The 26,042-nt window shown below is 73.1% G+C and carries 21 protein-coding genes; 12 read left to right on the top strand and 9 right to left on the bottom strand.

Features of this window, described 5'->3' with window-relative positions; genetic code table 11:
• Position 1: 1 nt before the first annotated feature.
• On the bottom strand, positions 2 to 634 hold the full coding sequence (locus FRANEAN1_RS29110) for an acyltransferase (protein ID WP_041254901.1): 633 nt from the start codon (positions 632 to 634) through the stop codon (positions 2 to 4).
• Positions 635 to 816: 182 nt separating this feature from the next.
• Between FRANEAN1_RS29110 and FRANEAN1_RS29105 the strand changes: the two genes are divergently transcribed.
• From FRANEAN1_RS29105 to FRANEAN1_RS29070, 8 genes are all read left to right on the top strand, one after another.
• Positions 817 to 1,761 carry a glycosyltransferase family 2 protein gene (locus FRANEAN1_RS29105; protein ID WP_020463328.1) on the top strand — a complete coding sequence of 315 codons (945 nt, stop codon included), beginning with the start codon at positions 817 to 819 and terminating at the stop codon, positions 1,759 to 1,761.
• Positions 1,762 to 1,769: 8 nt separating this feature from the next.
• Positions 1,770 to 2,987 (top strand): glycosyltransferase, encoded by a 1,218-nt coding sequence (locus FRANEAN1_RS29100; protein ID WP_020463327.1) that lies wholly within the window; start codon positions 1,770 to 1,772, stop codon positions 2,985 to 2,987.
• A gap of 130 nt (positions 2,988 to 3,117) precedes the next feature.
• A complete protein-coding gene (locus FRANEAN1_RS29095; RefSeq protein WP_020463326.1) occupies positions 3,118 to 3,831 on the top strand; it encodes a class I SAM-dependent methyltransferase in 714 nt (237 codons plus the stop codon).
• A gap of 73 nt (positions 3,832 to 3,904) precedes the next feature.
• Positions 3,905 to 4,093, top strand: a complete 189-nt coding sequence (locus FRANEAN1_RS29090; protein ID WP_020463325.1) for a hypothetical protein — start codon at positions 3,905 to 3,907, stop codon at positions 4,091 to 4,093.
• A gap of 47 nt (positions 4,094 to 4,140) precedes the next feature.
• Positions 4,141 to 5,328: a glycosyltransferase family 1 protein gene (locus tag FRANEAN1_RS29085; protein ID WP_020463324.1), complete on the top strand. Its 1,188-nt coding sequence runs from the start codon at positions 4,141 to 4,143 to the stop codon at positions 5,326 to 5,328.
• 64 nt (positions 5,329 to 5,392) lie between these two features.
• A complete protein-coding gene (locus tag FRANEAN1_RS29080) occupies positions 5,393 to 6,523 on the top strand; it encodes a glycosyltransferase family 1 protein (RefSeq protein ID WP_020463323.1) in 1,131 nt (376 codons plus the stop codon).
• A gap of 79 nt (positions 6,524 to 6,602) precedes the next feature.
• Positions 6,603 to 7,514 (top strand): glycosyltransferase family 2 protein, encoded by a 912-nt coding sequence (locus FRANEAN1_RS29075; RefSeq protein WP_020463322.1) that lies wholly within the window; start codon positions 6,603 to 6,605, stop codon positions 7,512 to 7,514.
• A 136-nt stretch (positions 7,515 to 7,650) separates the two neighbouring features.
• Positions 7,651 to 8,724 carry an NDP-sugar synthase gene (locus tag FRANEAN1_RS29070; protein WP_020463321.1) on the top strand — a complete coding sequence of 358 codons (1,074 nt, stop codon included), beginning with the start codon at positions 7,651 to 7,653 and terminating at the stop codon, positions 8,722 to 8,724.
• Positions 8,725 to 8,746: 22 nt separating this feature from the next.
• Here FRANEAN1_RS29070 and FRANEAN1_RS29065 read toward each other — a convergent pair whose 3' ends face one another.
• The 4 genes from FRANEAN1_RS29065 to FRANEAN1_RS29050 form a co-directional block, all read right to left on the bottom strand.
• The gene (locus FRANEAN1_RS29065; RefSeq protein ID WP_049795786.1) at positions 8,747 to 11,266 is read right to left on the bottom strand and encodes an ATP-binding protein; all 2,520 of its coding nucleotides are present in this window, start codon (positions 11,264 to 11,266) and stop codon (positions 8,747 to 8,749) included.
• Between the two features lie 118 nt (positions 11,267 to 11,384).
• A complete protein-coding gene (locus tag FRANEAN1_RS37505) occupies positions 11,385 to 12,215 on the bottom strand; it encodes a lytic transglycosylase domain-containing protein (RefSeq protein ID WP_347177266.1) in 831 nt (276 codons plus the stop codon).
• 181 nt (positions 12,216 to 12,396) lie between these two features.
• Positions 12,397 to 13,656 (bottom strand): septum formation family protein, encoded by a 1,260-nt coding sequence (locus FRANEAN1_RS29055; RefSeq protein WP_020463318.1) that lies wholly within the window; start codon positions 13,654 to 13,656, stop codon positions 12,397 to 12,399.
• Positions 13,657 to 14,044: 388 nt separating this feature from the next.
• Positions 14,045 to 15,352, bottom strand: coding sequence for an acyltransferase (locus FRANEAN1_RS29050; protein ID WP_020463317.1), 1,308 nt, complete (start codon positions 15,350 to 15,352; stop codon positions 14,045 to 14,047).
• 387 nt (positions 15,353 to 15,739) lie between these two features.
• Here FRANEAN1_RS29050 and dnaN point away from each other — a divergent pair, with 387 nt between their 5' ends.
• Positions 15,740 to 16,966: a DNA polymerase III subunit beta gene (dnaN, locus tag FRANEAN1_RS29045; RefSeq protein WP_041254900.1), complete on the top strand. Its 1,227-nt coding sequence runs from the start codon at positions 15,740 to 15,742 to the stop codon at positions 16,964 to 16,966.
• Between the two features lie 39 nt (positions 16,967 to 17,005).
• On the opposite strand, the gene FRANEAN1_RS29040 is transcribed toward dnaN, so the two are convergent.
• The 4 genes from FRANEAN1_RS29040 to FRANEAN1_RS29025 form a co-directional block, all read right to left on the bottom strand.
• Positions 17,006 to 17,809 (bottom strand): DUF3105 domain-containing protein, encoded by an 804-nt coding sequence (locus tag FRANEAN1_RS29040; RefSeq protein WP_020463315.1) that lies wholly within the window; start codon positions 17,807 to 17,809, stop codon positions 17,006 to 17,008.
• A gap of 293 nt (positions 17,810 to 18,102) precedes the next feature.
• Positions 18,103 to 19,653 (bottom strand): coenzyme F420-0:L-glutamate ligase, encoded by a 1,551-nt coding sequence (locus tag FRANEAN1_RS29035; RefSeq protein WP_083788354.1) that lies wholly within the window; start codon positions 19,651 to 19,653, stop codon positions 18,103 to 18,105.
• Between the two features lie 22 nt (positions 19,654 to 19,675).
• Entirely contained in the window at positions 19,676 to 20,758 is a 1,083-nt protein-coding gene (gene cofD / locus FRANEAN1_RS29030; RefSeq protein WP_020463313.1) for a 2-phospho-L-lactate transferase, read from the bottom strand.
• Between the two features lie 120 nt (positions 20,759 to 20,878).
• The gene (locus FRANEAN1_RS29025; RefSeq protein WP_020463312.1) at positions 20,879 to 21,460 is read right to left on the bottom strand and encodes a TetR/AcrR family transcriptional regulator; all 582 of its coding nucleotides are present in this window, start codon (positions 21,458 to 21,460) and stop codon (positions 20,879 to 20,881) included.
• A 211-nt stretch (positions 21,461 to 21,671) separates the two neighbouring features.
• Here FRANEAN1_RS29025 and FRANEAN1_RS29020 point away from each other — a divergent pair, with 211 nt between their 5' ends.
• The 3 genes from FRANEAN1_RS29020 (at position 21,672) to FRANEAN1_RS44150 (ending at position 25,967) form a co-directional block, all read left to right on the top strand.
• Complete coding sequence (locus FRANEAN1_RS29020) at positions 21,672 to 21,953, top strand: hypothetical protein (protein ID WP_020463311.1); 282 nt, start codon at positions 21,672 to 21,674, stop codon at positions 21,951 to 21,953.
• A gap of 89 nt (positions 21,954 to 22,042) precedes the next feature.
• A complete protein-coding gene (locus FRANEAN1_RS29015; protein WP_020463310.1) occupies positions 22,043 to 24,877 on the top strand; it encodes a bifunctional FO biosynthesis protein CofGH in 2,835 nt (944 codons plus the stop codon).
• A 448-nt stretch (positions 24,878 to 25,325) separates the two neighbouring features.
• Complete coding sequence (locus FRANEAN1_RS44150; RefSeq protein WP_020463309.1) at positions 25,326 to 25,967, top strand: WhiB family transcriptional regulator; 642 nt, start codon at positions 25,326 to 25,328, stop codon at positions 25,965 to 25,967.
• Positions 25,968 to 26,042 lie beyond the last annotated feature (75 nt).

Raw genomic sequence — 26,042 nt, 5'->3', positions numbered from 1 at the left:
CTCAGCGCCAGTAGTCGATGTGCCCGACGATCTTCGCCGGTGAGCCGGCCACTACCGCCTTGGGCGGGACGTCCTTCGTCACCACGGCACCGGTGGCGACGACGGCGCTCTCCCCGACGGTCACACCCTTCAGGACGATCGCCCTGGCACCGATCCAGGCCCGGTCCTCCAGCACGATCGGCCCGCTCATGGGCTTTTCCACGCCGTCCACGACCATCGGGTGGAAGTCGTTGTCGAGCAGCTGGGTGTCCCACGACACGTTGCAGTACGCGCCGATCCTCACCCGTTCCCGGACGAGGATCTTCGCGAAGCCGTTGATGTTGGCGAACGGGCCGAGCTCGAGCACCCCCGAGTCGACCACGACGCGGATCCCGCGCTGCAGCGAGACGACGCCCTCGCAGCGCACCCGGCCCTCCGGGTGCACGCGCAGGATCGACACGTCGTGCTTGGTGGTGAGCCCGAACGGAGCGAGCCCGATCCGCAGCGCGGCGCCGTCGGCGAACTCGATCCGCTCGTGACCCTCGATCACTGTCGGTGAACCGATCCAGATCGGCTGCTTGTGCGCGAGTGGATACCGAAGACCGGCCACGAACGAACGGGCCGAGGTCTCCCGCGCCGCCCGCAGAGTCCGCACATGGCGCACATACTCCCGTAGATCACCTCTGAACGTCCCCACGAGCGGTAACAGTAGGCGCAGTCGGGGGGCGACCGGAGTTCGGGCCCCGGCGCAGGCCGTGTCACCCTGGAGAGCGGACTGCCCGCGACCTGCCGGGGACGGAACGCGGGCGCGCAACGACGACCGGGAGTCACACCGACGTGAGTGTCAGCGCCATCCATCCAGCCGAACAGCCGACCAAGACGGCTGTGGAGACACCGCCCTACGTGACCGTGGTGCTCCCCTGTTACAACGAGCAGGATCACGTCGTCCTCGAGCTCGAGCGCATCACGGCGGCGATGGACGTCAGCGGGTACAGCTACGAGCTGTTGGTGATCGACGACAAGTCGACCGACGGCACGCTGGACGTCCTGCGCGACGTGGCGGCGAACTTCCCCCATATGCGGCTGATGCCCTTCCGGCGCAACGGTGGCTCGGGCACGGCGCGGCGCATCGGCACGCAGGAGGCCCGCGGGAAGATCGTCGTCTGGACCGACGCGGACATGACGTACCCGAACGAGCGCATTCCGGAGTTTGTTCGCTACCTGGACGAAAACCCTGACGTCGATCAGGTCGTCGGTGCACGGACGACCGAGGAGGGCACGCACAAGTGGGCCCGCGTGCCGGCCAAGTGGTTCATTCGCATGGTCGCGCAGCGGCTGTCCGGGACGAAGATTCCCGACCTGAACTCCGGCCTGCGCGCGTTCCGCCGGGACGTGTCGCTTCCGTACCTGCGCCTGCTCCCGCCGGGATTCTCCTGCGTCACCACCATCACCATGGCGTTCCTGTCCAACCAGCACCCCGTGGACTACCTGCCGATCCACTACGCGAAGCGCTCGGGGACGTCCAAGTTCCACCCCTTCAAGGACGCCCGCCGATACATCCTGCAGGTGCTGCGGATGGTCATGTACTTCGACCCGATCAAGGTCCTGATGCCGGTCGCCCTGTGGATCATGGCGCTCGGTTTCGTGAAATTGATCGTCGACCTCGTCCGGTACGACCTGCGGGTGACCACCTCCACGCTGCTCGCGATCCTCGTCGGGTTCCAGATCGTGGTCCTCGCGCTGATCGGTGACCTGGTGGCCCGGTCACGCAGCGACACCTGAGCCTCGGCGTGCGTATCGCGATCATCGGGCCGACCCACCCGTACAAGGGCGGCATAGCCCAGCACACCACCGAGCTGGCGCACCGCCTCGCCGCGCGCGGGCACGAGGTGCGGATCGAGTCGTGGTCCCGCCAGTACCCGGCGCGGCTCTACCCCGGACAACAACGGGTGGACACCCCGGAGGGGACGCCGTTCGCGGCGACGTCCTACCCGCTGTCCTGGCGCCGCCCCGACTCGTGGTTCCGGCTGGGCCGCCGGCTGCGTGCTCCGGCCTCGGGCGGCCCGGGTTCCGGCGCCACGGTGGACCTCGTCGTCCTCGTCGTCGTCACCCCGATCCAGGCTCCCGCCTACCTGGGCATCCTGGCCGGGCTGCGCGGGCTGCGCGGGCTGCGCGGGCTGCGCGGGCGTTCAGGGGGCGGCCGGTCGTCCCGCGACGTCCTCGCGCTGTGCCACAACGTGCTGCCGCACGAGCGCCGGCGGATCGACGAGCCACTGGTCTCCGCGGTGCTCCGCCGCTGCTCAGCCGTCCTGGTGCACACCGAGCCGCAGGCCAGGCTCGCCGCGGAGCTCACCGCCGCCCCCGTGCGCGTCGCCGAGATGGCACCCCACCTGTGGACCGCCGCCGGCGGGGACATGATCCTGTCCGGGTCCGGGTCCGGGTCGGCGCGCGCGCCAGAGGCGGGATCGTCGCAGCCGTCGCCGTCGCCGTCGCGCGAGTTGCTCTTCTTCGGGCTGGTCCGGCCGTACAAGGGCCTCGACGTGCTGCTGCGCGCCCTCGCCGCCGGCCCCGACGACGTCCGCCTGACCGTGGCCGGGGAGTTCTGGGGCGGCATCGAGAGCACTCGTACCCTGGTGGCCGAGCTGGGCCTCGGCGAGCGGGTCACGCTGCGCCCCGGCTACGTGCCGGCCGAGGACGTCCCCGCCTTGTTCGCCGCCGCGGACGCGCTGGTCCTGCCGTACCGGGCCGGCACCGCCTCGCAGAACGTCGACCTCGCGCACCTGCACGGTGTCCCCGTCGTCGCCACCCGCGTCGGCACCCTCACGACGTCCGTGCGCGACGGCGTCGACGGCCTGCTCGTGCCGCCCGACGACCCGGCGGCGCTGGCGGCGGCCCTGCGCCGGCTGTACGAGCCGGGAGTCCTCGCCGCCCTGCGCGCCAAGGTGACTCCGCCCGACGTCGACATCGCCTGGGACAGCTACCTCGACGCCGTGCTGAAACCGTGCTGACGGCGAAGGCGCCGCTGTCGGCGGCCCGGGAGCGGGGCAACCCGAAGTGTGTCGCCTATGAGTGTGTTCAGTTGGGTGTTCAGCGGGTCGGGACCAGGTCCCGCCTGGTGGGAAAGGCAGACTGTGCGCCATGAGTTCCCTACGTGACGACGCCCTGGCCTACGCCGGTCACCAGGTGCATGTCATGCGCCGCCGCGAGGTCGGGACCCTGCTCTCCTGGGCGGGCGACCTGCACGGACGGACCATGCTCGACGTCGCCGGCGGCGACGGCTACTGGGCCGGCCAGGCGGTCCGCCGCGGCGCCCGCGCCGTCAGCCTGGACCTCGCCCGCCACAAGCTGGACTTCGGCAGCCGCCTGAAGCACCGGCCCAGCCTCGTCGAGGGCGACGCGCTGCGCCTGCCGTTCGCGCCCGCCACCTTCGACATCGTCATGTCGGTCTGCGCGATCGAGCACTTCGACGACGGCCCCGCCGCACTCGCCGAGATGGCCCGCGTGCTGCGCCCCGGCGGCGACCTGGTGATGTCCGCGGACGCCCTGACCCGGGCCGACCGCTGGCCGGACCTGTTCGCCAGCCACCGCGAGCGCTACCACGTGCAGCACACCTATCCGGGTGAGCAGCTCACGAAGCTGCTCGCCGACGCCGGGCTCGAGGTGGTCCGCCAGACCTACATGTTCCGGTCCGAGCGGGCGGAGCGCCTCTACCTCAACCTGTCCGCCAAGGGCGGGCGCATCGGCTGGAACGCGGCCGCGGTCTTCTCCCCGCTGGTCGCCCTCTCCGACCGCCGTGCCCCCGACACCACGGGCAGCGTCGTGCTGACCCACGCCCGCAAGCGGCAGCCCTGAACCCCGTCCCCACGCGGCCGGGTGCGACCCAGCCGTGTAGGTCACGGGCACAGCTGCGGATCGGAGCCATCTCGTGAGTGCGCCTCCCGCGCAGAAGCTGCTGGCCGCGTTCCTCACCGCCATGCTGTTCGCGCTGGTCGTCTTCGGCCTCGGGGCCGCGTTCGACTCGGTCGGTCACCGTGGCTGGGGCTACCTCGTCGGCATCGGCTGCTGCATCGTCATGGTCGTCGCCGGCGTGGCCGCAGCCCGCCGCGACCACTGACCCGACCCCGCCCCGGCACCGGGTGCGGGGCGGGGGAGACTGGCGGGATGCGGGTCGGTTTCCTGGTCGAGCAGATTCTGGCGCCGATCCCCGGGGGGACCGGAAGGTACTCCGCGGAGCTCGCCGCCGCCCTGGCCCGGACGGCGGATCCCGGGGACGGCGTCATCGGGTGGTGTGCCTTCCGGCGTGACACCTCCGCGGCGGCCCTGCCGGGCGTCCTCGGGCCGCTGCGCCTGGGCCTGCCGCGGCGGGCGCTCGCCGCCGCCTGGGCGCGCGGCGCGGGCCCGGGCCCGCCCGGGGTGGACGTCGTCCACGCGCCGACGCTGCTCGTGCCCCCACCCGTCCGGCGGGACCGCGTCACCCGTGCCGCCCGTGCCCGGCCGCGGCTGGTGGTCACCGTGCACGACGCCGTCCCGTGGACCCATCCCGGGACCCTGACGCCGCACGGGGTCCGCTGGCACCGGGAGATGGGGGAGCGGGTCGCCCGCCACGCCGACGCGGTGATCGTGCCGACCCGGGCCGTCGCGGCTGACATCCGGGAGCATCTGCCGATTGACGCGCAGCGGCTGCACGTGATCGGTGAGGGGGTCGCCGAGGCGGTGCTGCGGGTGCCGCCGGACGCCGACCGCCGGGCCGCCCGGCTGGGCCTTCCCGAACGGGGGTATTTGCTCACCCTGGCGACGATGGAGCCGCGCAAGGGCCTGGACACCCTGCTTGCCGCCCTGCGCCATCCGGACGCCCCCGACCTTCCGCTGGTGCACGTCGGGGCTGCCGGATGGGGTGATCTCGGCCCCGCCGCGACCGGGCCGGGAGGCTTCGCCGATCTTGCCGCCTCCGGGCGGTTTCTTGGTCTCGGCCGGATCAGTGACGAAGATCTCGCCGTCGTGCTCTCGCGGGCGACGGTGCTGGTCGCGCCCAGCCGTTCCGAGGGCTTCGGCCTGCCGGTCATCGAGGCGATGGCACACGGGGTGCCGGTGGTCGTCTCCGACGCGCCGGCTCTTGTCGAGGTCGCCGGCGACGCGGCACTGGTGGCCCGGATCGGTGATCCGGCCGGCTTCGCCGAGGCGCTCGCGCGTATCGTCCAGAATCCCCGGCTACACAGTCGTTTGTCGCGTTCCGGACGGGTCCGCGCGGCGGGATATACCTGGAATGGGGCGGCGCGATCGTGCTGGGAGCTCTACCGTCGAATCAGCGGCTCCCCTGCCGTGTCCGTCGCCGACGACGGGCGGGCGTAGTGTTGCCCCCGTTGAGAAGCAAGCGGCCACACTGAATCAGGCGGCACGTCTCGGAAGGAGCGCCGTGGGACCCCGGGTGCTCGTTGATGCGACCTCGGTTCCGGCCGACCGCGGTGGTGTCGGGCGGTATGTCGACGGGCTCGTCGCTGCTCTGGGCGCGGCCGGCGCCGACATGGCGCTGGTGTGCCAGCGATCGGACGAGGAACGTTACAGCCGGATGGCGCCGCGGGCGACCGTCCTGTCGGGCCCGGCGGCCATCGCGCACCGGCCGGCTCGGCTGGCGTGGGAGCAGACAGGTCTTCCGCTCGTCGCCGAACAGGTCAATGCGGACGTCATCCACTCGCCGCACTACACGATGCCACTGCGCGCGCAGCGGCCGGTATGCGTGACGATCCATGACGTCACCTTCTTCACCGAGCCGGAGATGCACACGGCGGTGAAGGGCACGTTCTTCCGGTCGGCGATGCGGACGGCGGTGCGCCGGGCGAGCCGCATCATCGTCCCGTCGAAGGCCACGCGCGACGAGCTCGTCCGCGTCCTCGAGGGCGAGTCGACGACGACCGACGTCGCCTATCACGGGGTGGACACGACCACGTTCCACCCGCCGACGGAGGAGGACCGGCGCCGGGTGCGGCTGCGCCTCGGCCTCGGTGACACCCGTTACGTGGCCTTCCTCGGAATGCTCGAGCCGCGCAAGAACGTCCCGAACCTGATTCGCGGCTGGGCGGAGGCGGTGCACTGGCGGGACGAGCCCCCGGCGCTCGTGCTGGCCGGTGGTTCCGGCTGGGATGACGACGTCGACGCGGCCGTCGCCTCGGTGCCGAGCCATCTGCGGGTGATCCGGCCCGGCTACCTGCGCTTCTCCGACCTCCCGGGCTACCTGGGCGGTTCGGAGCTGGTCGCCTATCCGTCGCACGGTGAGGGCTTCGGCCTACCGGTGCTGGAGGCGATGGCCTGCGGCGCCCCCGTGCTGACGACCCCGCGCCTCTCGCTGCCCGAGGTGGGCGGCGACGCGGTCGCCTACACCCAGCCCGACCCGGACTCGATCGCCCGCGAGATGAGCGCGCTGCTCGACGACGCCGAGCGTCGCGCCCAGCTCGCCGCGGCCGGGCTCGCCCGGTCCCACGAGTTCACCTGGGCGGCCTCCGCGGAGGCCCACCTGGCGAGCTACGCCCGCGCGGTGGCCGACGCCTGAACCACCCCGGTCCGACGCCTGACCACCCGGCCTACCGGGCCGGTGCGGCGGCCGGCGGCTGACGCGCTACGGTTCCCCGGTGGACAAGGCGGAGATCCGGGTCATCGTCGTCACCTTCCGTTCCGGGGAGATCATCGGAACCTTCCTGGACTCGCTGACGAAGTCGACCACCCGCCCCTATGAGGTCGTCGTGGTCGACAACTCGCCGCAGGTGGATGTCGGCACCCGCGCCGCCGGTGAGCGGCCCGAGGTCACCCTGCTGCGCCCCGGCCGCAACCTCGGCTACGGCACCGCGGCGAACCGCGGGGCGGCCGGAGCCTCCGCTCCCTGGCTGCTTGTCGCCAACGCCGACATCGCCTTCGCGCCCGGCAGCCTCGACGAGCTGATCGCCGCCGCCGACCGCTGGCCCGGTGGCGGCGCCTTCGGGCCCGGTATCACCAACCCGGATGGTGCCCTCTACCCCTCCGCCCGCGACCTGCCCTCCCTCGGACGCGGCATCGGCCACGCCCTGTTCGGCTGGTGCTGGCCGACGAACCCGTGGACGGCGTCCTACCGCCGCGAGCGCGGGGCCCCGCGGGAGATGACGGCCGGCTGGCTTTCCGGTTCCTGCCAGCTGCTGCGCCGGGAGGTCTTCGAGGGCGTCGGCGGTTTCGACGAGTCGTACTTCATGTTCATGGAGGACGTCGACCTGGGCCGCCGCATCGGGCTGGCCGACCAGCAGCTCGTCTACGTGCCGTCGGCGGTCGTCGAGCACCTCGGTGGGCACTCGACGAAGCGGTCGTCGCGGAAGATGGTGGTCGCCCACCACCGGAGCATGATCCGCTACCTGTGCCGGCAGTACGACGGGCCCGGCTACCTGCCGCTGCGCGCGGCGCTCACCGTCGGCCTCGGCGCGCGGCTGGCGCTGGCGCTGGCGTTCGCGCGCGACAGCGCCGGCGCGCGCGCGACCCGGTCCGCCGAGCTGCTTACCTCCGCCCGCAAGCCACGCTGAGGCCACGCCGGCCACTGCGGGACATGAACGCCGACCCGACGATGCGTGTCCAGCCTGTGGCCTCTCGTTGAGCATGGGGGTCACCCGGCCGGGCACACGCAACCGACTCGGACGTGCTCTGCGACACTGACGCCCCATGGACGCAGTGATGCTGGTCGGCGGGCAGGGAACCCGTCTTCGCCCGTTGACGATGTCGGCGCCGAAGCCGATGTTGCCGGTCGCCGGCGTGCCGGTGACGGCCCACATGCTCGCCCGTGCCCGCGACGCGGGAATCACCCGGGTGGTCCTCGCCACCTCGTACCGGGCCGAGGTCTTCGAGGAGCACTTCGGTGACGGTTCCGGGCACGGTCTCGAACTCGAATACGTCACCGAGACCGAGCCGCTGGGTACCGGCGGCGCCATCCGCAACGTCGCCAGCCGGCTGCGCTCCGGCGCCGACGAGCCGGTGGTCATCTTCAACGGCGACATCCTCTCCGGCCTCGACATCGGCGCCCTCGTCGAGCGGCACACCACCGCCGACGCGGCCGTCACCCTCCACCTCACCAGGGTCGACGACCCGCGGGCCTTCGGTGTCGTCCCGACCGACCCCGCCGGCCGGGTCACCGCCTTCCTCGAGAAGACCCCCGATCCCCCCACCAACCTCATCAACGCCGGCTGCTACGTCTTCCGCCGCTCGCTCATCGACACCATCCCCGCGGGACGTCCGGTCTCGGTCGAGCGGGAGACCTTCCCGTCCCTGCTCGCCGCCGGGGTGCCGGTGGTCGGCTACCCGGACGACACCTACTGGCTCGACCTCGGGACCCCGGCGGCGTTCGTCCTGGGCTCGCGGGACCTCGTCACCGGGCGGATGCCGTCCTCGGCGCTGCCCGGCCCGGTCGGGGACCGCCTCGTGCTGCCCGGGTCCACGGTGGCCACCGACGCCAAGATCGGCGGCGGCTCGACGATCGGGGCGGGTGCCTCGGTCGGCACCGGCGCGCGCATCGATGGCTCGGTGCTGTTCGACCGGGCGTCCGTCGGGGCGGGCGCGTACGTGCGTGACAGCGTCGTCGGCCGCGAGGCGGTGATCGGCAACGGGGTGGTGCTCGAGAACGTCGTCATCGGCGACGGCGCCGTGATCGAGCCGGGCAACGAGCTGCGCGCCGGGGCCAGGGTGTTCCCGGGCGCGGTGCTCGGCGCCGGCGCCGTCCGGTTCAGCTCCGACCGGGCCTGACCTCCCGGCCGACCGGGCGGCTTCAGCTCCGACCGAGCCTGACCTCCCGGCCGGCCGACCAGGCGACCTCCACGCACACCTGACCGTCGTCGGCGTCCGCGCTGACCGAGAGCACCGCGCTGACCGGGAACACCTCGCCACCGGCGATCCCGGTCAGCGCGGTCAGCTCCGGCGGGGCCGCCGCCGGATAGGTCAGGAACAGCCGCCCGTCGCCCTCCTCGCAGATCAGCGTGAGGACGGCGTGCTCCGCCCCCGCCGCCGGGACGGCGCGCAGCAGCCCGGGCAGCATGGCGGCGAGCCGCTCGCTCACCCGCGCGGGAATCCGCGGTGCCTCGCCAACCACCTGCACCTCAAGGTCCAGCCCGCGCGCCCGCGCCTCGAAGACGGGCTCTGCGAGACTGCCCAGCGCCCCGGTCGCACCCGTCACCAACGCCCGCCGGACGGCCGTCGCGTGCCGGCCGCACCGCTCGCGCACCGCCGGGTCACCGGGGTCGAGCAGCCCGTCGGCGACCGCCTCCAGCAGCGGCAGCACCTCCCGCTCGACCGTGGCGAGGCCGCGGGCCCGGTCCTGCCGGATCGCGGCCGTGGACCGCGTGGCCGCGGCCTGCGTGGTCTCCGCCTCGACGGCGCGGGCGACCTGGTCCGCGGTGCGCCGCAGCAGCGGACCGCCCATCGACACCATGACCTGTATCGCGATCTGGCCGTTCGTCGCGGTCAGCAGCTGCGCGAGCGCGAGCGGGCCGGTGCCCGCGCCCCTGAGCACGAGCAGGTCAAGCACCGTCACGGTGGCGGCGATCGCCACGATCCACTCGACGAACAGCCGGGACACGGCGAGCAACGCCAGCAGCAGCGGCAGGACGAGAACCGGCCAGGTGCTGATCCTGCTCGGCGGCCCGCCCGTCCCCGCTGCGGTATCAGTGTGGACGGGTGCGATGTTGAAGCCGACCGCCGCCGTCACCGCCAGCGCCAGCGCCATCAGGACGATCGCCTCGGTGCGGCGCAGCGGCCGGTGGTAGGCGGTCCAGGCGGCAGGCAGCACGACGAGGGCCATCGCCAGCCAGTGCAGCACGGCGACGGGCACCGATCGGCTGGACGGCGCGACGAAGGCCAGGACGAAGACGGTGCAGGTGAACCAGACCGCCGTCACGGCGGCGACCGTCCGGCGCAGGCCGGCGGCGTAGGAGTCCCGGAGCTCGGCGGCCGTACCGCCGGCCGGCACCCGGGCCCGCGAGGCGGCCCGGGCCGCCTCCCACCGGCGCCCAGCCCAGCCGGCCCACCGGTCGCGCCGCGGCGGGCGCATGCTCCTGCGGTGGGCCGGCCGGCGGCCGGCCGGGCGGGCGCAGTGGCGGGCCGCCGGCCGGGCCCCGCCGATCTCCCCGTCGCTCCAGGTCAGCTGCACGGTGGTCCCGTGACCCGGCTCGGACGTGATGGTGGCCCGCCCGCCGATCTCGGCCATCCGCGCGTGCACCGACCGGGCCAGGCCGAGCCGGTCGCCGGGGACGGCCCGGGCCGCGAACCCGATCCCCTCGTCCGACACGATGACGGTGACCGCCCCGTCGGCGCGCCGCCAGCGCACCTCGAGCGCGGCGCGGTCCGTCCCGGCGTGCCGGCGCACGTTGGCGAGGAGCTCCTGGGCCGCCCCGGCCAGCGCCGCCACCACCTTGTCGGGAAGATCCGTCGTGGGCAGGGCCCGGACGTCCACCCGCAGGCCGCGGGCCCGCGCGACGGCGACCACCCGCCGCATCGGCTGGGCCAGGTCGCGCGTTCCGCCGGCGGTGCCGTCCAGCATCGACCGGACGGCCTCGATCGCGTGGCGGCACTGCTCAGCGGTGAGGTGCCCGGGCCCCACCAGCGGCCCGCCCTGGGGGGCGCCGCCGCCCCAGGCGATGCCGGTGAGCGTGTTCAGGACGGTGTCGTGCAGCACCCGCTCCCGTTCGCGCTCGTCCCGCAGCCGGGCCGCGGCGACCGCGGCCACCTCCTGCTCGGCCGCGGCCGCGGTCAGCCGGGCATCGGCGTCGAGCGCGATCGCCCGCAGCCGGTCGACGGCCAGTCGGAAGAGCTGCGCGAGCCCGGCGAGCAGCACGACCCCGATGACCGCTCGTTTCAGCGGGGTGTGGTTCCCGCCGAGGGCGGGATCGTCCAACGTGGCCTGAGCGACCGCCGCGCCGCAGAGGAACGCCGCGACCATCGCCGCGACCACGACGGCGTGGGTGCGGCGGCCGTACACCGCCGCGGCGACCAGCGCCGCGTGGGTCACGGTGGAGAGCACCCAGGTGCCGAAGCCACCGACCGAGGCCGGAGGCAGCCAGAGCACCGCGCCGGCGCTGGCGACGACCGCGAGGGCCACGTTTCCGGCGACGACGGGGCGGGGGAGCGCGTGGCGGGCGAGGCACACCACCACGAAGAAGACACCCCAGCCCGCGGTGACCACGGCCGCGGCGAGCCCGGCCGGATGCTCCGCATACCAGGACCACCACACGGCGACGTAGCCGACGATAACGGCGACATTCAGCACACGGAGAACCGCGAACGCGCGCACCATGACCGTATCGAGTGCATGGAGGGCATTTGCCGGCACGATCGCAAGTCTGGACCGCGCCGGGTGGTTCTGGGACTACTTACGGCGAAGTGCGCGTGACTGCACCGTCCGGCGGGCTGTTCTACATGGCGCTTGTCGGGACCGTGCTCGACGGCGTGCTGTCCAGCGGCACGGTGCTCGGGGGCGGTGCGGTGGATGGCGCGCCAGCCGGCGGCGCGCTGGTCGGTGGCGGGGCGGCCGGCGGGGCGAACGAGTCCGGGTGGACGTTGCGGATGCGCAGGCGCACGACCGCGGGACAGGCCCCGTCCGCGGGCTCGACGGTGAGGGTGAGCACGATGCTGTCGTCCGCCAGCTTGGCGACGGCGAGGCTGGGACCGGGGATCCGCGCCAGCAGCGCCGGTGCGGTGCTCCCACTGCCGGCCGGCACGGTCCGCCGGCTCGTCGTGATCGCCGTGCCGGCCGTCGTGTCCGCCTCCGTCTCGACGGTGACGTCGACGTCCGTCCACGGCGTGCGGGTCGTGGCGAGATCGAGCGACTCGTAGCCCGCGACATCGGGATCGAGGTCCGTGAGAGTGACAGTGAGGTCGGCCGCGCGCAGTGGCTCGCACCCCGCCGGCGGTGGCGGCGTCGGGCTCGGCGTCGCCGTGGGCGGAGGCGTGCCCGGCGGGCTGGACGGTTCGCCGCCCTGCCGGTAGCCGTTCAGGTAGGTCAGGACGGTGCGGACGTAGGCGTCCGACGGGTTGTAGGCGAGGATCGCCGAGCGGAGCTGGTCGGGGTCGGCCAGGTCCCGGCCGTGGGCGCAGAGGTAGTAGCCCGCGGCCACGGTGGCGTCGTAGATGTTGTGCGGGTCCTTGCGCCCGTCTCCGTTCCCGTCGCGGCCGGCCGTCCGCCAGGTGGTCGGGATGAACTGCATGGGCCCGACGGCATGGTCGTAGGTGGTGTCGCCGTCCAGGGTGCCGCGGTCGCTGTCGCGGATCAGCGCGGTGCCGCCGCCGCCGTTGAGGGCCGGGCCGATATGAAAAGCCTTTCGGTTTCCAGCGTCTCACCCGGAGGTGATTCGCGAGGTTGGACGGATGTGCAGCCGGCTGGTTCGCTGCGGGGCCTCGCCGGCTGAAATGGAGGGGGATCCGCCGTCACACGTTCGCGCTGAACGACCCCGATTCATCGTCCGGGCTGAGTAGGCCGGTCGTCTCCAGTTTTCTGCCGTTCCGGTCGACGAGGCTCACGGTGCAGGTGGTGGATCGGGTTCCCGCCCACCAGCTTTCCGGGGGGAGGGAATGCGATCCGCCCTGTACGGATGCGCCCCCGAATCCTCGGTCGAGATAGGGCGCGATGCGGGGTGCGCAGGCCGCGTCGATGAGTTCGCCGAGCCGCTCCGCCGAGAGGGGCGCACTGCTCGGTGCGCCCTCGGCGGTGTCCGCCAGGGTCGCCGTGCCCACGCTCTGCGAATGGTGGCTCTGCTCGCAGGGGACCACCTCGTTGCGGCCCTCGGTGTTCGTACGGAAGCAGGTCCCGGTGGGATAGGTCAGCGCCTGGTCGGCTCCGCGGACCTGTCCTTCGAGGTCGGGCACCTCGTACGGTGCCGTGGGCGAGGGATGGAGTGACAGGCCGCAGACGATGTCCCGCTCGCCGGTGTTCCACTCCGCTTCCTTGGAGTGGAGGACGCTCGTGCCGAAGCGCCCGAACGGGTCGAGCCCGTAGCCGAGATACGCGGTGATGAGCGGCTCGCACTGCCGCCTGCCGAGCGCCACCCACTCGGCGGGCGACGGGTATGTCGTCCCCTCAGGATAGGCGGAGCCGATGTCGAGCGGCCCGACCGCTTCGAACAGGTGCGGGCCGGCGCAGGGGACGTCGTTGACCGCGGTCGAGGCGTCCCGCTGGAGCCAGGTGTAGCAGTGGCCGGCCGTCCAGTCCCGCCGGTAGAGATCCGGTAGCGATTCCTCGGCGATGGCGTCGCGACCGGAGGCACTCCCTGCCGGGGTCGGCGGGTCCGCCGAGAGCGTGGTGGACGGCGGACTGTCGACGGTCGAGGCCACGAACCCGTAGACGGTGGTCGAGAGCAGCACGACGCTGATCAGTGCCAGCACGATCCGCCCCCGGGACCGCGGCCGCGGCGAGATCTCCGGAATCGACTGGGACGCCCGTCCGCGGCCCAGCCGTGGTCCGGAGGCACCTCCCGCCCGCCGTGGCCGGCCGCCGCCGCCGTACGAGCGCCAGGGCGTTGAACCGTCTTCGAGCGGCCCGAAGCGGGCGACCGCGGCTCTCGTCCGGGCCGGGGCCTCGTATCGGGTGGCTCCGGCGATGAAGGCCTCGTCAAGGACCAGATCGGCGAACGGGTCGGCGAACGGGTCGGGCTCGGCACCGTTCGGCGTGGGTGCGCTGTTTCCGGACACGCCGGTTACTCCCTCGGGCACGCAGGATCAGGACGCGTCGCGAGTGGTCGCCGACGTCCGCGACAGCCGACGGCCTGCAGATCAATGTGCGCGCAATGCGACGATCCGGATACCGAGGGATGTGCAGCCGGCCATATTAGGGCAAGCTGTGAAGAACTTGTCGGCTGGGGCGGGCATGCGGGGGCGCGAAAGGCACTGCCGCTGGAGCCCTGTCGCGGAAGGCAAGCGCAGGCCGCGCAAGGGCCGTTCCGTCCTGCCACGTCAGGCGGTCGACGCCCGAACGACGACCAGCCGGCCGCGGGCAACGTCATTACTGACAGTCGTCGCCTGCGGCCGGCTGGCTCATTTCACCTGGCGTGCGGCTGGCTGGTCCGCGGCCGGTGGTGGTTCAGGAGTGAATGCGCCGAACCGGCTTGGAATCGCCGTTCACCGGAAGCGGCTGGGTGGTGGCGAGCAGCGGCTCGGCGGACGGCGTCACGATCGACCTCCGGCCGCGGCGCGGCGCGGTGCCGCGGGCGTTCACCCACGCCGGCCGGCGGCGCTGCACTGGCCGCTCGACGAAGTAGTAGGACGCCGACGCGAGCCCGAGGCTGACGACGAGGGCGGCGCCGGCCGCCGGGACGCGGCCGAAACGGGGGACGAGCGAGTCGTTGGCGACCCCGGTGACGGGGAAGTGCCACAGGTACAGGCTGTAGGAGATCCGCCCCACCCAGGCGGCCGGACGGGCACTGAGCACACGGTCGTACCACCCGGGCCGGTGCTGGTCGGCGCCCAGGACGGCGACCGCGGCGAGGACGGCGACGAGCAGGTAGCCGCCGCGGGCCATCCAGTTCGGCGGGCCCTTCAGCTCGGGGCCGGTGAAGAAGAGGATCACCAGGCCCAGCAGGCCGAGCGGGCCGAACGACGCGACGCGGGCCAGGACCTGCGCGGTGCGGCTGCCCGCCACCCGGGACAGGTCGCCGGCCAGGGAGCGGTCGCCTGCCCGCGACCGCAGCGCCTCGTGACGCCAGGTGGCGAGCAGGCAGCCGACGAGCAGCGAGTCGACGCGGGTGTCCGGCGCGTAGTAGATGCGGAAGTTCGACACGCCGCTGCCGATCAGGATCTCCCGCCAGATCAACACCAGGATCACGGCGCTGATGAGGATCTCCGGCAGGCGCCGCCGCCAGCGGTCGCTGCGGCAGATCAGTACCAGGGCGATCGGCCAGAGCAGATAGAACTGCTCCTCGAGGGAGAGTGTCCACACGTGCCCGAACCATGCGCCGCTGTCCGGAGGATTCAGTGTGCGCTGGATGTTGGCGACGTAGAAGACCGCGGCGAGACCGTTGCGTAGGAACTGCCACTGGTCGTCGGTGTCCTTGACGAGAAGGACGAGTGGAATGCCAGCTGCTACAAAGATGTAGAAGGCGGGAAGGAGCCGGAAACCCCGGCGGGCCCAGAAGGCGCGCAGCGAGATCCAGCCCTCCCGGTCGTGCTCGGCCAGCAGCAGGCCGGTGATCAGAAACCCGCTGAGCACCAGGAAGAGGTCGACACCCAGGTAGCCGCCGGGCACCAGGTCCATGTGGTGGAAGAACACCGTCAGGACGGCAAGGGCACGCAGTCCGTCGAGCGCCGGATTATGGCCGCCGATGGTTGCTCGGCGAACCGTTCGCGCCGGTGGCGCCGGTGCGCCGCTAGTATCTTCGGTCAGCTTCTCCACGATGGTTCCCCCCACAGGTCCCAGTAGTACGGGTAGCACTGACTGAGAACGATAGACGGGTCTTTTTCGATCAGTGGTGCCCACCTCGCCGGGGGTACCGGAAGGTGCTGCGCAATAGCCGGCGCAATGTCGTCGCGGATAACCTGGTCCGCCGCGTGCGCGAACTGCGGCGTGACACGCCATGCGAGCCGTCGAGCCCTCGGCGCGTCGAGCGGACGGGGCGGCGGCGCGTCGAGCCGGCGGGGCGGCGGCGGCCGGCTCCCGCCCCGCCCACGTCCCCGGGATGTCGCATCAACGGCCCTGGTGACAGGCCTGCCGCGCCGCCGCGAGCGGTGGGCGGTTTGCGGAATGCGGAGATTCGGCGTTGTCCGGCGCGACAATCCCTGCATGAGGTTCAGCGTGGAACGCGACGTACTCGCCGACGCGACGGGCTGGGCCGCCCGGTACGTGCCGAAGCCCACCGCCGGCGCCCAGCAGGTGCTGACAGGCCTGCTGCTGGAAGCCACCATGCCGACACCGGACCAGGCCGGCGACCAGGCCGGCGACCAGGCGACGGATCAGACGACGGAGCAGGCACGGACGCAGGCGCCGGGCCCGGCGCTCACCGTCTCCGCGTTCGACTCCGAGGTCGCCGCGCGGGCCCCGGTCGAGGCCGTCGTCACCGAGCCCGGGCGGGTCGTCGTGCCCGGGCGGCTGCTGGCGGATGTCGTGCGCAACCTGCCCGACGCGCCGGTGGTCGTCGAGGCCACCGAGACCAGGGTGATCATCGAGTGCGGGGCGGCCCGGTTCCGCATCCCGGCGCTCGCCGCCGAGGACTACCCGGTGCTGCCCGCGTTCCCGCCGCCGGTCGGCGAGGTGGACACGCTCGGCTTCGCCGCGGCGGTCGCGCAGGTGGCCCCGGCCGCCGGCCGGGACGACGCGCTGCCGGTGCTCACCGCCGTCCGGCTCGAGATCGCCCGGGGCGGGCTGACGATGGTCGCCACCGACCGGTACCGGCTCGCCGTCCGGACGATCCCGTGGCAGCCCACCGTCGACGAGCCGGACGCGGTCGCGCACGTGCCGGCCCGGCTGCTCGCCGACATGGCGAAGCTGCCGACCACCGCGTCCCGGGTCGCGCTCGGGATGGGCGTCGACGAGGCCGGGGTCCTGCGTTTCGGGCTGTCCGTGAACGGCCGGCAGACGATCGTCCGGCTGCTGGAGGGGAGCTTCCCGAACTACCGCCGGCTGCTGCCGGAGACGTCGGAGCTCACCGTCACGGCGCCGACGGCGGTGCTCGCGGCGGCCGTCCGCCGGGTCGCGCTGGTGGCGACGCGCACGGCGCCGCTGCGGTTCACGTTCTCCGCCGGCCAGGTCGTGGCCGAGGCGGGGGACGGCGGGGGCGCCCAGGCGTCCGAGCTGGTGCCCGTGGAGTACGACGGCCCGGAGCTGTCGGTGCTGTTCAACCCCGCGTTCCTGCTGGACGGCCTAGCGGCGGTCGAGGGCGACGAGGCCATCATCGGGTTCGCCACCGCCGACCCGGAGATCGCCTCGAGCAAGCCGGCGGTCCTCACCGGCAAGGATGACGGTGAGGACTACCGCTACCTGCTCATGCCGATCCGCACCGGCACCGCCTGACCGCTCCGGCGCACCCCCAGGGCGCGCCGGAGCGCCGGCTCAGGGTGCGGTCGGGGCCTGGGTCATCGTGCCGGCGCCGGGAACCACCCCGCCCGCGGCGGCGGCCGCCGGGTCGATCGGGCCGTCCGCGGTGACGTTCAGAGTCCCACCCGGGGCCCCGGATTCCGGCGCGGTCGGAGAGTCCCAGGTCACGCCGTCGGATGGCGGGTTCGCCCACTTCTGGACGAACTCCTTCACCACGTCGGCGGAGACGGTGCCGCAGCGCTGGGTGCGGTCCCAGCCGGTCAGCACGAAGTGCTGGTCGCCCGCGAAGTCGTTGCGCGTCCACGGCACCGCGATGAAGCGGTTCCCGGCGTCCGCCGCGACCGTGCGCAGCTTCTCGACCTGGTCGGCGGGCAGCTTCGCGTCGTACCAGCCGACCACGAAGCCGTGCTCCAGGTTGTGCACCGCCCGCTCGGCACGGATGCCCGAGTCCGGGTTGTAGAACCGGATGGCGTCGGGCAGCGGGTCGGACTCGTGGTTGCCCGACGACGGCGGGGAGTCCTTGTACTGGACCGTGTCGGTGGCTCCCACATGCTGGTTGCCGTACGACTGGTCGTTGCGGATCCCGGTGCAGTTCGCGGTGACCGCGGCCGGGGAGGCGGCGGCGACGTAGCCGACGCTGCGCTCCTTGTTCTTCGACCGGTTGTCGAAGACGCTGTAGACGATGATCCCGGCAAGGAGGGCGAGCGCGACGAAGCCGGAGGTGCCGTAGATCAGCAGTGCCCGCCGGCGCTCCTTCCGCTTCTGCTCGCGGCGGAGCTCCTCCAGACGGGCGTTGCGCGCGACGCTCTTCTTCCCCACGGGGCCCGATCCTACGAAGTGTCGAACACGCCTGAGCCGCCGCGGTCCGCCCGACCCGCCGCCGACCGCCACTATCGGCGAGATCGGGGCCTGTCCGCCGACAGGCGGAGATCGCGCGAACCGGACGTCCGATGAACCGGACGGTAGCCGTACGTAGTTCAACATGACCATTAAGTGAATGTCATCGTAGCCTTCCGGCCGGCGAGCGGAAGACCCCCGCGCCGTTGACCATGGCCCCGGCCGCTCCGCGCCGGCGGACGTCGGCGCGGCCGTACCGCGACGCCGGCCCCGGCTCAGCGCTCCACGACGAACGCCGCGATGTCACGGGCCGGCCGCGGGTGCGCCGGTGCGGCCGGGTGCCCCACACCCACGACGCCCATCGGCGTCCAGGTGCGCGGCAGGTCCAGCGTGTCGGTCACGACCTCCCCGCAGAACAGCGCGGACGACACCCAGCACGAGCCCAGGCCCTCGGCCGCGAGGGCGACCAGCAGGTTCTGCACGGCGGCGCCGAGCGCCACGGTGAACATCCGCTCCTCGGCCCGCACCCGACGCTCGTCCGGGTAGGGATGCGCGCCGTCGGTCACCATCATCGGGACGATCAGCACCGGCGCCCGGCGCAGCACGTCGCCGCGGCGCAGCCGCCTGCTCACCGAGTCCTCGTCGAACCCGTCGCGGCGCAGGTCGTCCGTCCAGGCCATCGCCATCGCGTCGAGCAGGGCGTGCCGGCGCGCCTCGACCAGCACGAACCGCCATGGTGTGGTGTGGTGCGGGGCGGGCGCGGTGATCGCCGCGGCGATCGCCTGGTGCACCGCCGCCGGGTCGACCGGGAGGTCGGCGAACTCCCGCACCGTGCGCCGCGCGAACGGGGCCGAGCGGCGTGCCTCGACCGTGCCGAGCTGGAACATGTCCTCGTCCCAGGGCCGCAGCAGCGCGCGTGACCCGCTCCCGTCGTCGGGCCGGCGCGCGAACCCGCGGACGATCGCCACCGGCGTGGCGCCGAGTTTGCCCTTCACCAGGTCCGCCGCGCCGGCCAGCTCGTCGGCCTCGGCGATCTCGGTCATCCCGAGCTCGTTGCCGTAGGAGTCGACGTCGCCGATGTGGCTGCGCAGCGCCGCCATCCCGGCGACGCCGATCGCCATGTCGGTCAGCCCGCGCCGCCAGGGCCGCCCGGCCGTGTCGCTGATGATCACCGCGACGTCGACGCCGAGCCGGTCGCGCAGGCCGTCCCGCAGCGTGCGGGCACTGGTATCGGGGTCGACCGGCAGCAGCGCGATCGAGTCCTTCGCGATGTTGGACGCGTCCACCCCCGCGCTCGCCAGCACGAGGCCGTGGTGCGTCTCGACGATGCGGGTCGGGCCGCGGCGCGCGACCTCACGCACGGACTCGGCGTCGATGGCGGCCTGGCGCGTGGCCTCTCTGTCGCCTTCGATCCGGATCAGCCGGTCCTCGGCCTTCGACACGATCTTGGACGTCACGACGAGGACGTCACCGTCACGCAGCCCGGGGCCGCCTCCGGGCCCGGCGCCCGTGGCCGCGGCCACGGCGATCAGCGCGGCGAGGTCGTCGCCCGGCCGCACCTCGCCGATCCCGCCCAGCGGCAGAATCCGCAGCTCCCGCTCCGCCAGCGGCTCCTCGCCGACCTGCTCCGCCGCGCCCGTGCCGACCTGCTCGTCGGACTTCTCGAAGTTCTCGAACTTCTCGGACTGCTCGGCCGGCAGCGCGTCCTCCGCCGCGGGAGGTTCCCCGGCCGGGGCTTCGCCACCGACCGGGGGCGGACCTTCCGCCTCGGGTGCGGCGACGCCCGGGAACGACGCCTCCGCGGGTTCCGGTCCGTCCTTCGTCATGGATGTCCCCACCGGGGACAGGTCAGACACCGGCGAGCTCCAGCGCCGCCTCCACGATCGCCACAGTGGCCTCCAGATCGGTCATGAGAAGCGGTACGGCTTTCACGGTAGCTCCGGGTACGGCGTCGGGGTCCGCCGCGATCGCCGCGTCCACGACGTCCACCAGCCACCCGTCCAGCAGACCGTGACCAAGCTCTTCGGTCGTTCCCCCGGAGGTGGCACCGCCGGCGCCTCCCTGCTCCGCTGACGAACCCGCCTCCCGCGACGGGGCGGCTACGCCGTCGGCCGCGCCGGGGGGCCGGCCGGTCCGGTGCCGGCCGCCGTAGTGCGCGCCGACCGCGAGCGCCGACGTCTCGACACCGATCGCCTTCAGGCACGCGTCGGCCATCCCGCGGACCGCCGACCCCCCGATGATCGGTGAGACGCCGATGACCGGGGCCAGGGTGACCCGCAGCGCGTCCGAGACACCCGGCACCGACAGGATCGTCCCGATCGAGACCACCGGGTTGGACGGCCCGATCAGCACGACGTCGGCGTCCGTGATCGCGTCCAGCACACCCGGCGCCGGCTTCGACTCGGCGGCACCGACGGACAGGATCGCCTCGGCGGGCACCTGCGCCCGCATCCGCAGCCACCACTCCTGGAAGTGGACGGCCCGACGTCCCTCGCCATCAGTGATGATCACATGGGTCTCGACCCGGTCGTTCGACATCGGCAGCAGGCGCACCCCCGGCTTCCACCGGTCGCACAGCGCCGTCACGACGTCGGAGAGCGGGTAACCGGCCTCGATCATCTGGGTGCGGACGAGGTGGGTGGCGAGATCGCGGTCGCCGAGTCCGAACCAGCTCGGACCCACCCCGTAGGCGGCCAGTTCGGCCGAGACGACGAACGTCTCGTCCTCCCGGCCCCAGCCGCGCTCGGCCGAGATCCCGCCGCCCAGGGTGTACATCACGGTGTCCAGGTCTGGGCAGATGCGCAGGCCGTGCAGCGTGATGTCATCACCCGTGTTGCCGATCACGGTGATCTCGGCGTCGGGGCGGGCAGCCCGGACACCCTGCAGAAAACGCGCGCCGCCGATGCCGCCGGCCAATGCGGTGACCTTCACGTCGCATCATCCTGGCACCCGCACCGCCCCGACACCCCGGCACCCCGCCCGGCGACCCCGGGCCTCGCGGGCACCGACTCGGCGGCCGGGGCCCCCGGCCCCGCCCTCGGATGTCGTGGTTCAGCTGGTGGTGACCTCGGTGGCCGGAGCGTTCGGGGAGTGCTCGACCGCGGCGAGTGACGCCAGCAGGTAGCGGACGAGATGGCTGGTGGGCCGGCTCGGCGCCGGGTTGGCCAGGCCACCCTCGATCGTGGCGACCACGGCGTCGGCGGCGATCTCGTGGTCGGGCTGGGGGACCAGGTCGGCCACGGCGCTCAGCGCCAGGCCGTGGAGCCACTCGTGCAGCCGCTCGTGGTACTCCATGATCGGCGGGGCGTGCGGGGCGCGCTCGGCGACGCAGGGGTGCAGCGTGCGGCGTCGCTCGACCGAGTCCAGCGCGGCGAAGAGCTTCTGTGCCGCCTCGCCGGGCAGCTCCGCGATGCGGTCCACCTCGCCGTCGAGCAGGCGGTTCAGGACGGCGGCGAACGCGTGGTCCTTGGACCGGAAGTACCAGTACACCGAGCCGGGCTCGATGCCGGCGGCGCGGGCGATCTCGGCGATGGAGGTACCGGCGAACCCGCGGGCGAGGAACTGCTGCTCGGCGACCGCGAGCAGCGCGTCGATCCGTTCCTCGCGCGGGACCTCCTGGCGGTTGCGTGGCACCTGATCAGCGTAACGACCCTGGCGGGGGGCAGGAGGGGATTGTCCGGTACCCGCGTCGTCCCGCCCGCTCCGTCATGCGGCTCCCGCGTCGCGGGGAGGGGATGGATGGTAGCCGCGCGTGACGATCCGCGCTGGTAGGAGCCATCTCTTGATTCTGGTTAGAGAGAGCTGTGAGATGGACCTAGCTCTCCACGTCGCTGGAAGGACCGCCATGTCCGCGATCAGGACCCCCCGGACTACCAGGAGCCCCCGCACGACCAAGAGCCTCGAAGCCCTCTCCGCCACCCTCAACCGAGCCCTCGCCGGGGCCCGCGCGCCACAGGTCGCGGCCGCCCGGCACGCGGACCTACGCGGCGGCGCGTCCGCGCCGGGAGCCGCGCGAACCGACACGCTGGCCGCCCGCAGGCGGACGAACCTGCTCATCGGCACTCTCGAGCGGCTGCGGAACCCGGCGGCCGGCCCCCGGGCCACCCGCGGCACCGGCACAGCCTGACCTGGACCCGCGCCGACCCGCCCTGACGGCGGCCCGGCCCCGCGGGGACATCCACCTACGATCATCCATCGACTACCCAGGGTGAACGCATGACGAGTACGGCGGCGGTACCGGACGGATCACGACCCGGGCAGGCGGTGGCCCCGGAACAGGGGAGCCGGCACCGGCCGGAACCGCCGCCGTCCTCCGCCGCCATGCGCCGCGCCCTGCGCCGCGCGCGCGACGGCGTCACCCTGGACGTCACCGAGGCCGCGATCCTGCTCGCGGCGCGCGGCGAGGATCTCGCCGACCTGTGCGCCTCCGCGGCGCGCGTGCGTGACGCCGGGCTCGCCTCCCTGGGACGGCCCGGCGTCGTCACCTACTCGCCGAAGGTCTTCATCCCGCTCACCCGGCTGTGTCGGGACCGCTGCCACTACTGCACATTCGCGACCGTCCCGCACCGGCTGCCCGCGCCGTACCTGACGGTGGACGAGGTGCTCGACATCGCCCGCGCGGGGGCGGCGGCGGGGTGCGCCGAGGCGCTGTTCACCCTCGGCGACCGCCCGGAGGACCGCTGGCCGGCCGCCCGGGAGTGGCTCGACGCCCACGGCTACGACTCGACGCTGGGCTACCTGCGCGCCGTCGCGATCGCGGTGCTGGAGGAGACCGGCCTGCTGCCGCATCTCAATCCCGGCGTGCTGAGCTGGTCGGAGCTCGCGCGGCTCAAGCCGGTCGCGCCGTCGATGGGCATGATGCTGGAGACGACCGCGACGCGGCTGTGGTCGACGCCCGGCGGCGCCCACTACGGCTCGCCCGACAAGGAGCCCGCCGTCCGGCTGCGGGTGCTGGCCGACGCCGGGCGGCTCTCCATTCCCTTCACGACCGGCCTGCTGCTCGGCATCGGCGAGACGGCCGTCGAGCGCGCCGAGACGATCTTCGCGCTGCGTGGGCTGGCCCGCGAGTACGGGTCCGTCCAGGAGGTCATCGTCCAGAACTTCCGGGCCAAGGATGACACCGCGATGCGCGGTGAGCCGGACGTCGGCGCCGAGGAGCTCGCGGCGGCCGTGGCGGTGACCCGCCTGGTGCTCGGCCCGCGGATGCGGGTGCAGGCGCCGCCGAACCTCGTCGACACCGCCGAATGCGCGCTGCTGCTCTCCGCCGGCCTCGACGACTGGGGCGGTGTCTCGCCGGTGACCCCGGACCACGTCAACCCGGAGCGGCCCTGGCCTGATCTGGACGTCCTGCGGGAGGTGACCGCGGCGGCGGGCTTCACGCTGCGGCCGCGGCTGACCGTCCACCCGACACACCTGGACGAGCCGTGGATCGACCCGCGGCTGTCCGGGCACGTGGCGGCGCTGGCTGGTCCGGACGGGCTGCTCGCCGAGGGCGCCCGGGCGGCGGGGCTGCCGTGGCAGGAGCCCGACGGCGGTCTGGGGAACAGCGGCCGCACCGACCTGCACACCACGGTGGACACCGAGGGACGACACTCGGCCACCCGTTCCGACTTCGACTCCGTCTACGGCGACTGGGCCGGCCTGCGCGAGCAGGTGCGCGCCGCCGGCACCGGGGTGGACGGGATCTACGGCACGGGCACCCGGGCGGGCGCCGGTGCCGCGGAAGCCGTGGCATCCGCCGCGGGGGAGGAGACCACCGAGGACACGGCTCCGGTCGGCACGGTGGTCCCGGCCGGCACGGTGGCCGGTGGCGGCGTCCCGTCCGAGGACGGGTTCGAAGAGACCACAGCCACCACAGGAACCACCGACGGCGCGCGCGGCGCGATCACCCGGACGGAGCCGGAGGTGCTCGCGGCGCTGCGGCGGGCCAGCACCGACCCGGCCGGACTCACCGACGCCGAGGCGCTGACCCTGTTCGGAGCGACGGGCGCCGCGCTGGAAGAGCTGTGCGGCCTCGCCGACGCCCTGCGCGCCCAGACCGTGGGCGACGACGTGACCTACGTGGTGAACCGCAACATCAACTTCACCAACGTCTGCTACACCGGCTGCCGCTTCTGTGCCTTCGCCCAGCGCCGCGCGGACGCCGACGCCTACACGCTCTCCCTGGACGAGGTCGGCTCCCGCGCGCGGGACGCGTGGTCCGTCGGCGCGACGGAGGTCTGCGTCCAGGGCGGCATCCACCCGGACCTGCCGGGCACCGCCTACTTCGAGCTCGCCCGCGAGATCAAGAAGCAGGCGCCCGGGCTGCACCTGCACGCCTTCTCGCCGATGGAGGTGGCCAACGGGGTCGCCCGCACCGGGCTGTCGACGCTGGAGTGGCTCACGGCGGCCCGGGAGGCCGGGGTGGACACCATCCCCGGCACCGCCGCGGAGATCCTCGACGACGAGGTCCGCTGGGTGCTGACCAAGGGCAAGCTGCCCACCGCCGCCTGGGTCGAGGTGGTCACCACCGCGCACCGCGTCGGCCTGCGCTCCTCGGCGACGATGATGTACGGCCACGTGGACACCCCGGCGCACTGGGTGGCCCACCTGCGCCTGCTGCGCCGCATCCAGGAGGAGACGGGCGGGTTCACCGAGTTCGTCGCGCTGCCCTTCGTGCACCACAGCTCCCCGATCTATCTAGCCGGGGTTGCCCGACCGGGCCCCACCGTTCAGGAGAACCGGGCGGTGCACGCCATGGCCCGGATCCTGTTGCACGGAGCGATCGACAACATTCAGTGCTCGTGGGTGAAGCTCGGTACGGAGGGCTGCGTCCAGGTGCTCGCCGGTGGGGTCAACGACCTCGGAGGCACGCTGATGGAGGAGACGATCAGCCGGATGGCGGGCTCGCAACACGGCTCACGGCGCTCCATAGCCGAGCTGGAGGAGGTCGCGCAGGCCGCGGGCCGTCCCGCTCGGCAACGGACCACTACATATGGCGTGGTCTCCGCGGAGCGTCTCGGTACCGCACGTGGTGACGCTGCGCGCACCATGCTGACTGTCGTGACCTGAGGGCTCGTCACAGCTCGTTTATGTGGTGACGGTCTGTGACCGGGGTCTCGGTGGCCTGCTGTCGGCGCTGGTGATCGGTGTAGGTTCGGGTGAGATGTCCGAGAATCTCGGCGTCCGGTATGGGGTGTTCATCCGGTCCTGTGCGACCGGAGAGCCCCCGGTTCGTCCGCCCGATCGTCACTCTCCGTATTGGTGGGTGCGACCACGGGGACCCTCCGTGACGAGCCCCAGTGACTGTGAGCTATGGTCTCATCGCTGGTTGTAGAAGATGTTGCGTCGGTGGGGTTGACGCGGCCAAGTCTGGCGCGTGTAATTACCGGCGTGTCATTCCCCCCGTCGACGGGACTCGTGCGGTAGGGCGACGTCCGGTCGGAATGGATCCCAGGCGCCGTGCGCCGGCGTCCGGGGGGGTGGCCGACCGCACCGCGACGGGTCTGGAGGAGTCCATATGGAGCACACCGACGCGGGCGTCCACACCGTCCTGGCGGACGTCGAGCGTCCCGCTGAGCACGACACGGGTCCGGTCGGGGAGTCAGGGCCCGTGGCACGTCCGCTGCCCGTTCCCGTTCCCGGGCCGCCGGCACTCGCGGCCGGAGCGGTGCACCCGCGCCCGGCTGCGGCGTCCGCCATGGCGGTCGCGCCGCCGGTCATGCCCGGGCGGGGCCGGCCCGAGCTCGTCGAGACCGGATACGACTCCGCGACCGACGACCTCGACGACGATGTGGACGACGAGGGCGACGAGGACGAGGACGAGGCGCGGGACGGCGCGTTGGTCGGCCCCGGGGGCGTCACCCTGCCCCGCGGCGACGGCTCGCTGTCCGACTCCCTCGCCCAGGTGATCGACATCGGCTTCGGCGACCTGCTCGGCGAGGCGATGGAATGGCAGGAACGGGCGCTGTGCGCGCAGACCGACCCGGAGGCGTTCTTCCCTGAGAAGGGCGGGTCGACCCGGGAGGCGAAGCGCATCTGTTCGGGCTGCGAGGTGCGGGTCGAGTGCCTCGAGTACGCGCTGGAGAACGACGAGCGGTTCGGGATCTGGGGCGGCATGTCCGAGCGGGAACGGCGCAAGCAGCGCCGCCGGGCAGTCTGACGGCGGATCCACCAGGCGGCGCCCGCGATGACGAGACCAACGCGGGATGCCGACCAGCACCGGTGGGCGGTTCGT

Origin of the sequence: Parafrankia sp. EAN1pec, assembly GCF_000018005.1 — a bacterium.
Taxonomy (GTDB): domain Bacteria; phylum Actinomycetota; class Actinomycetes; order Frankiales; family Frankiaceae; genus Parafrankia; species Parafrankia soli.
This window is presented reverse-complemented; position numbering and strand designations above follow the sequence as displayed.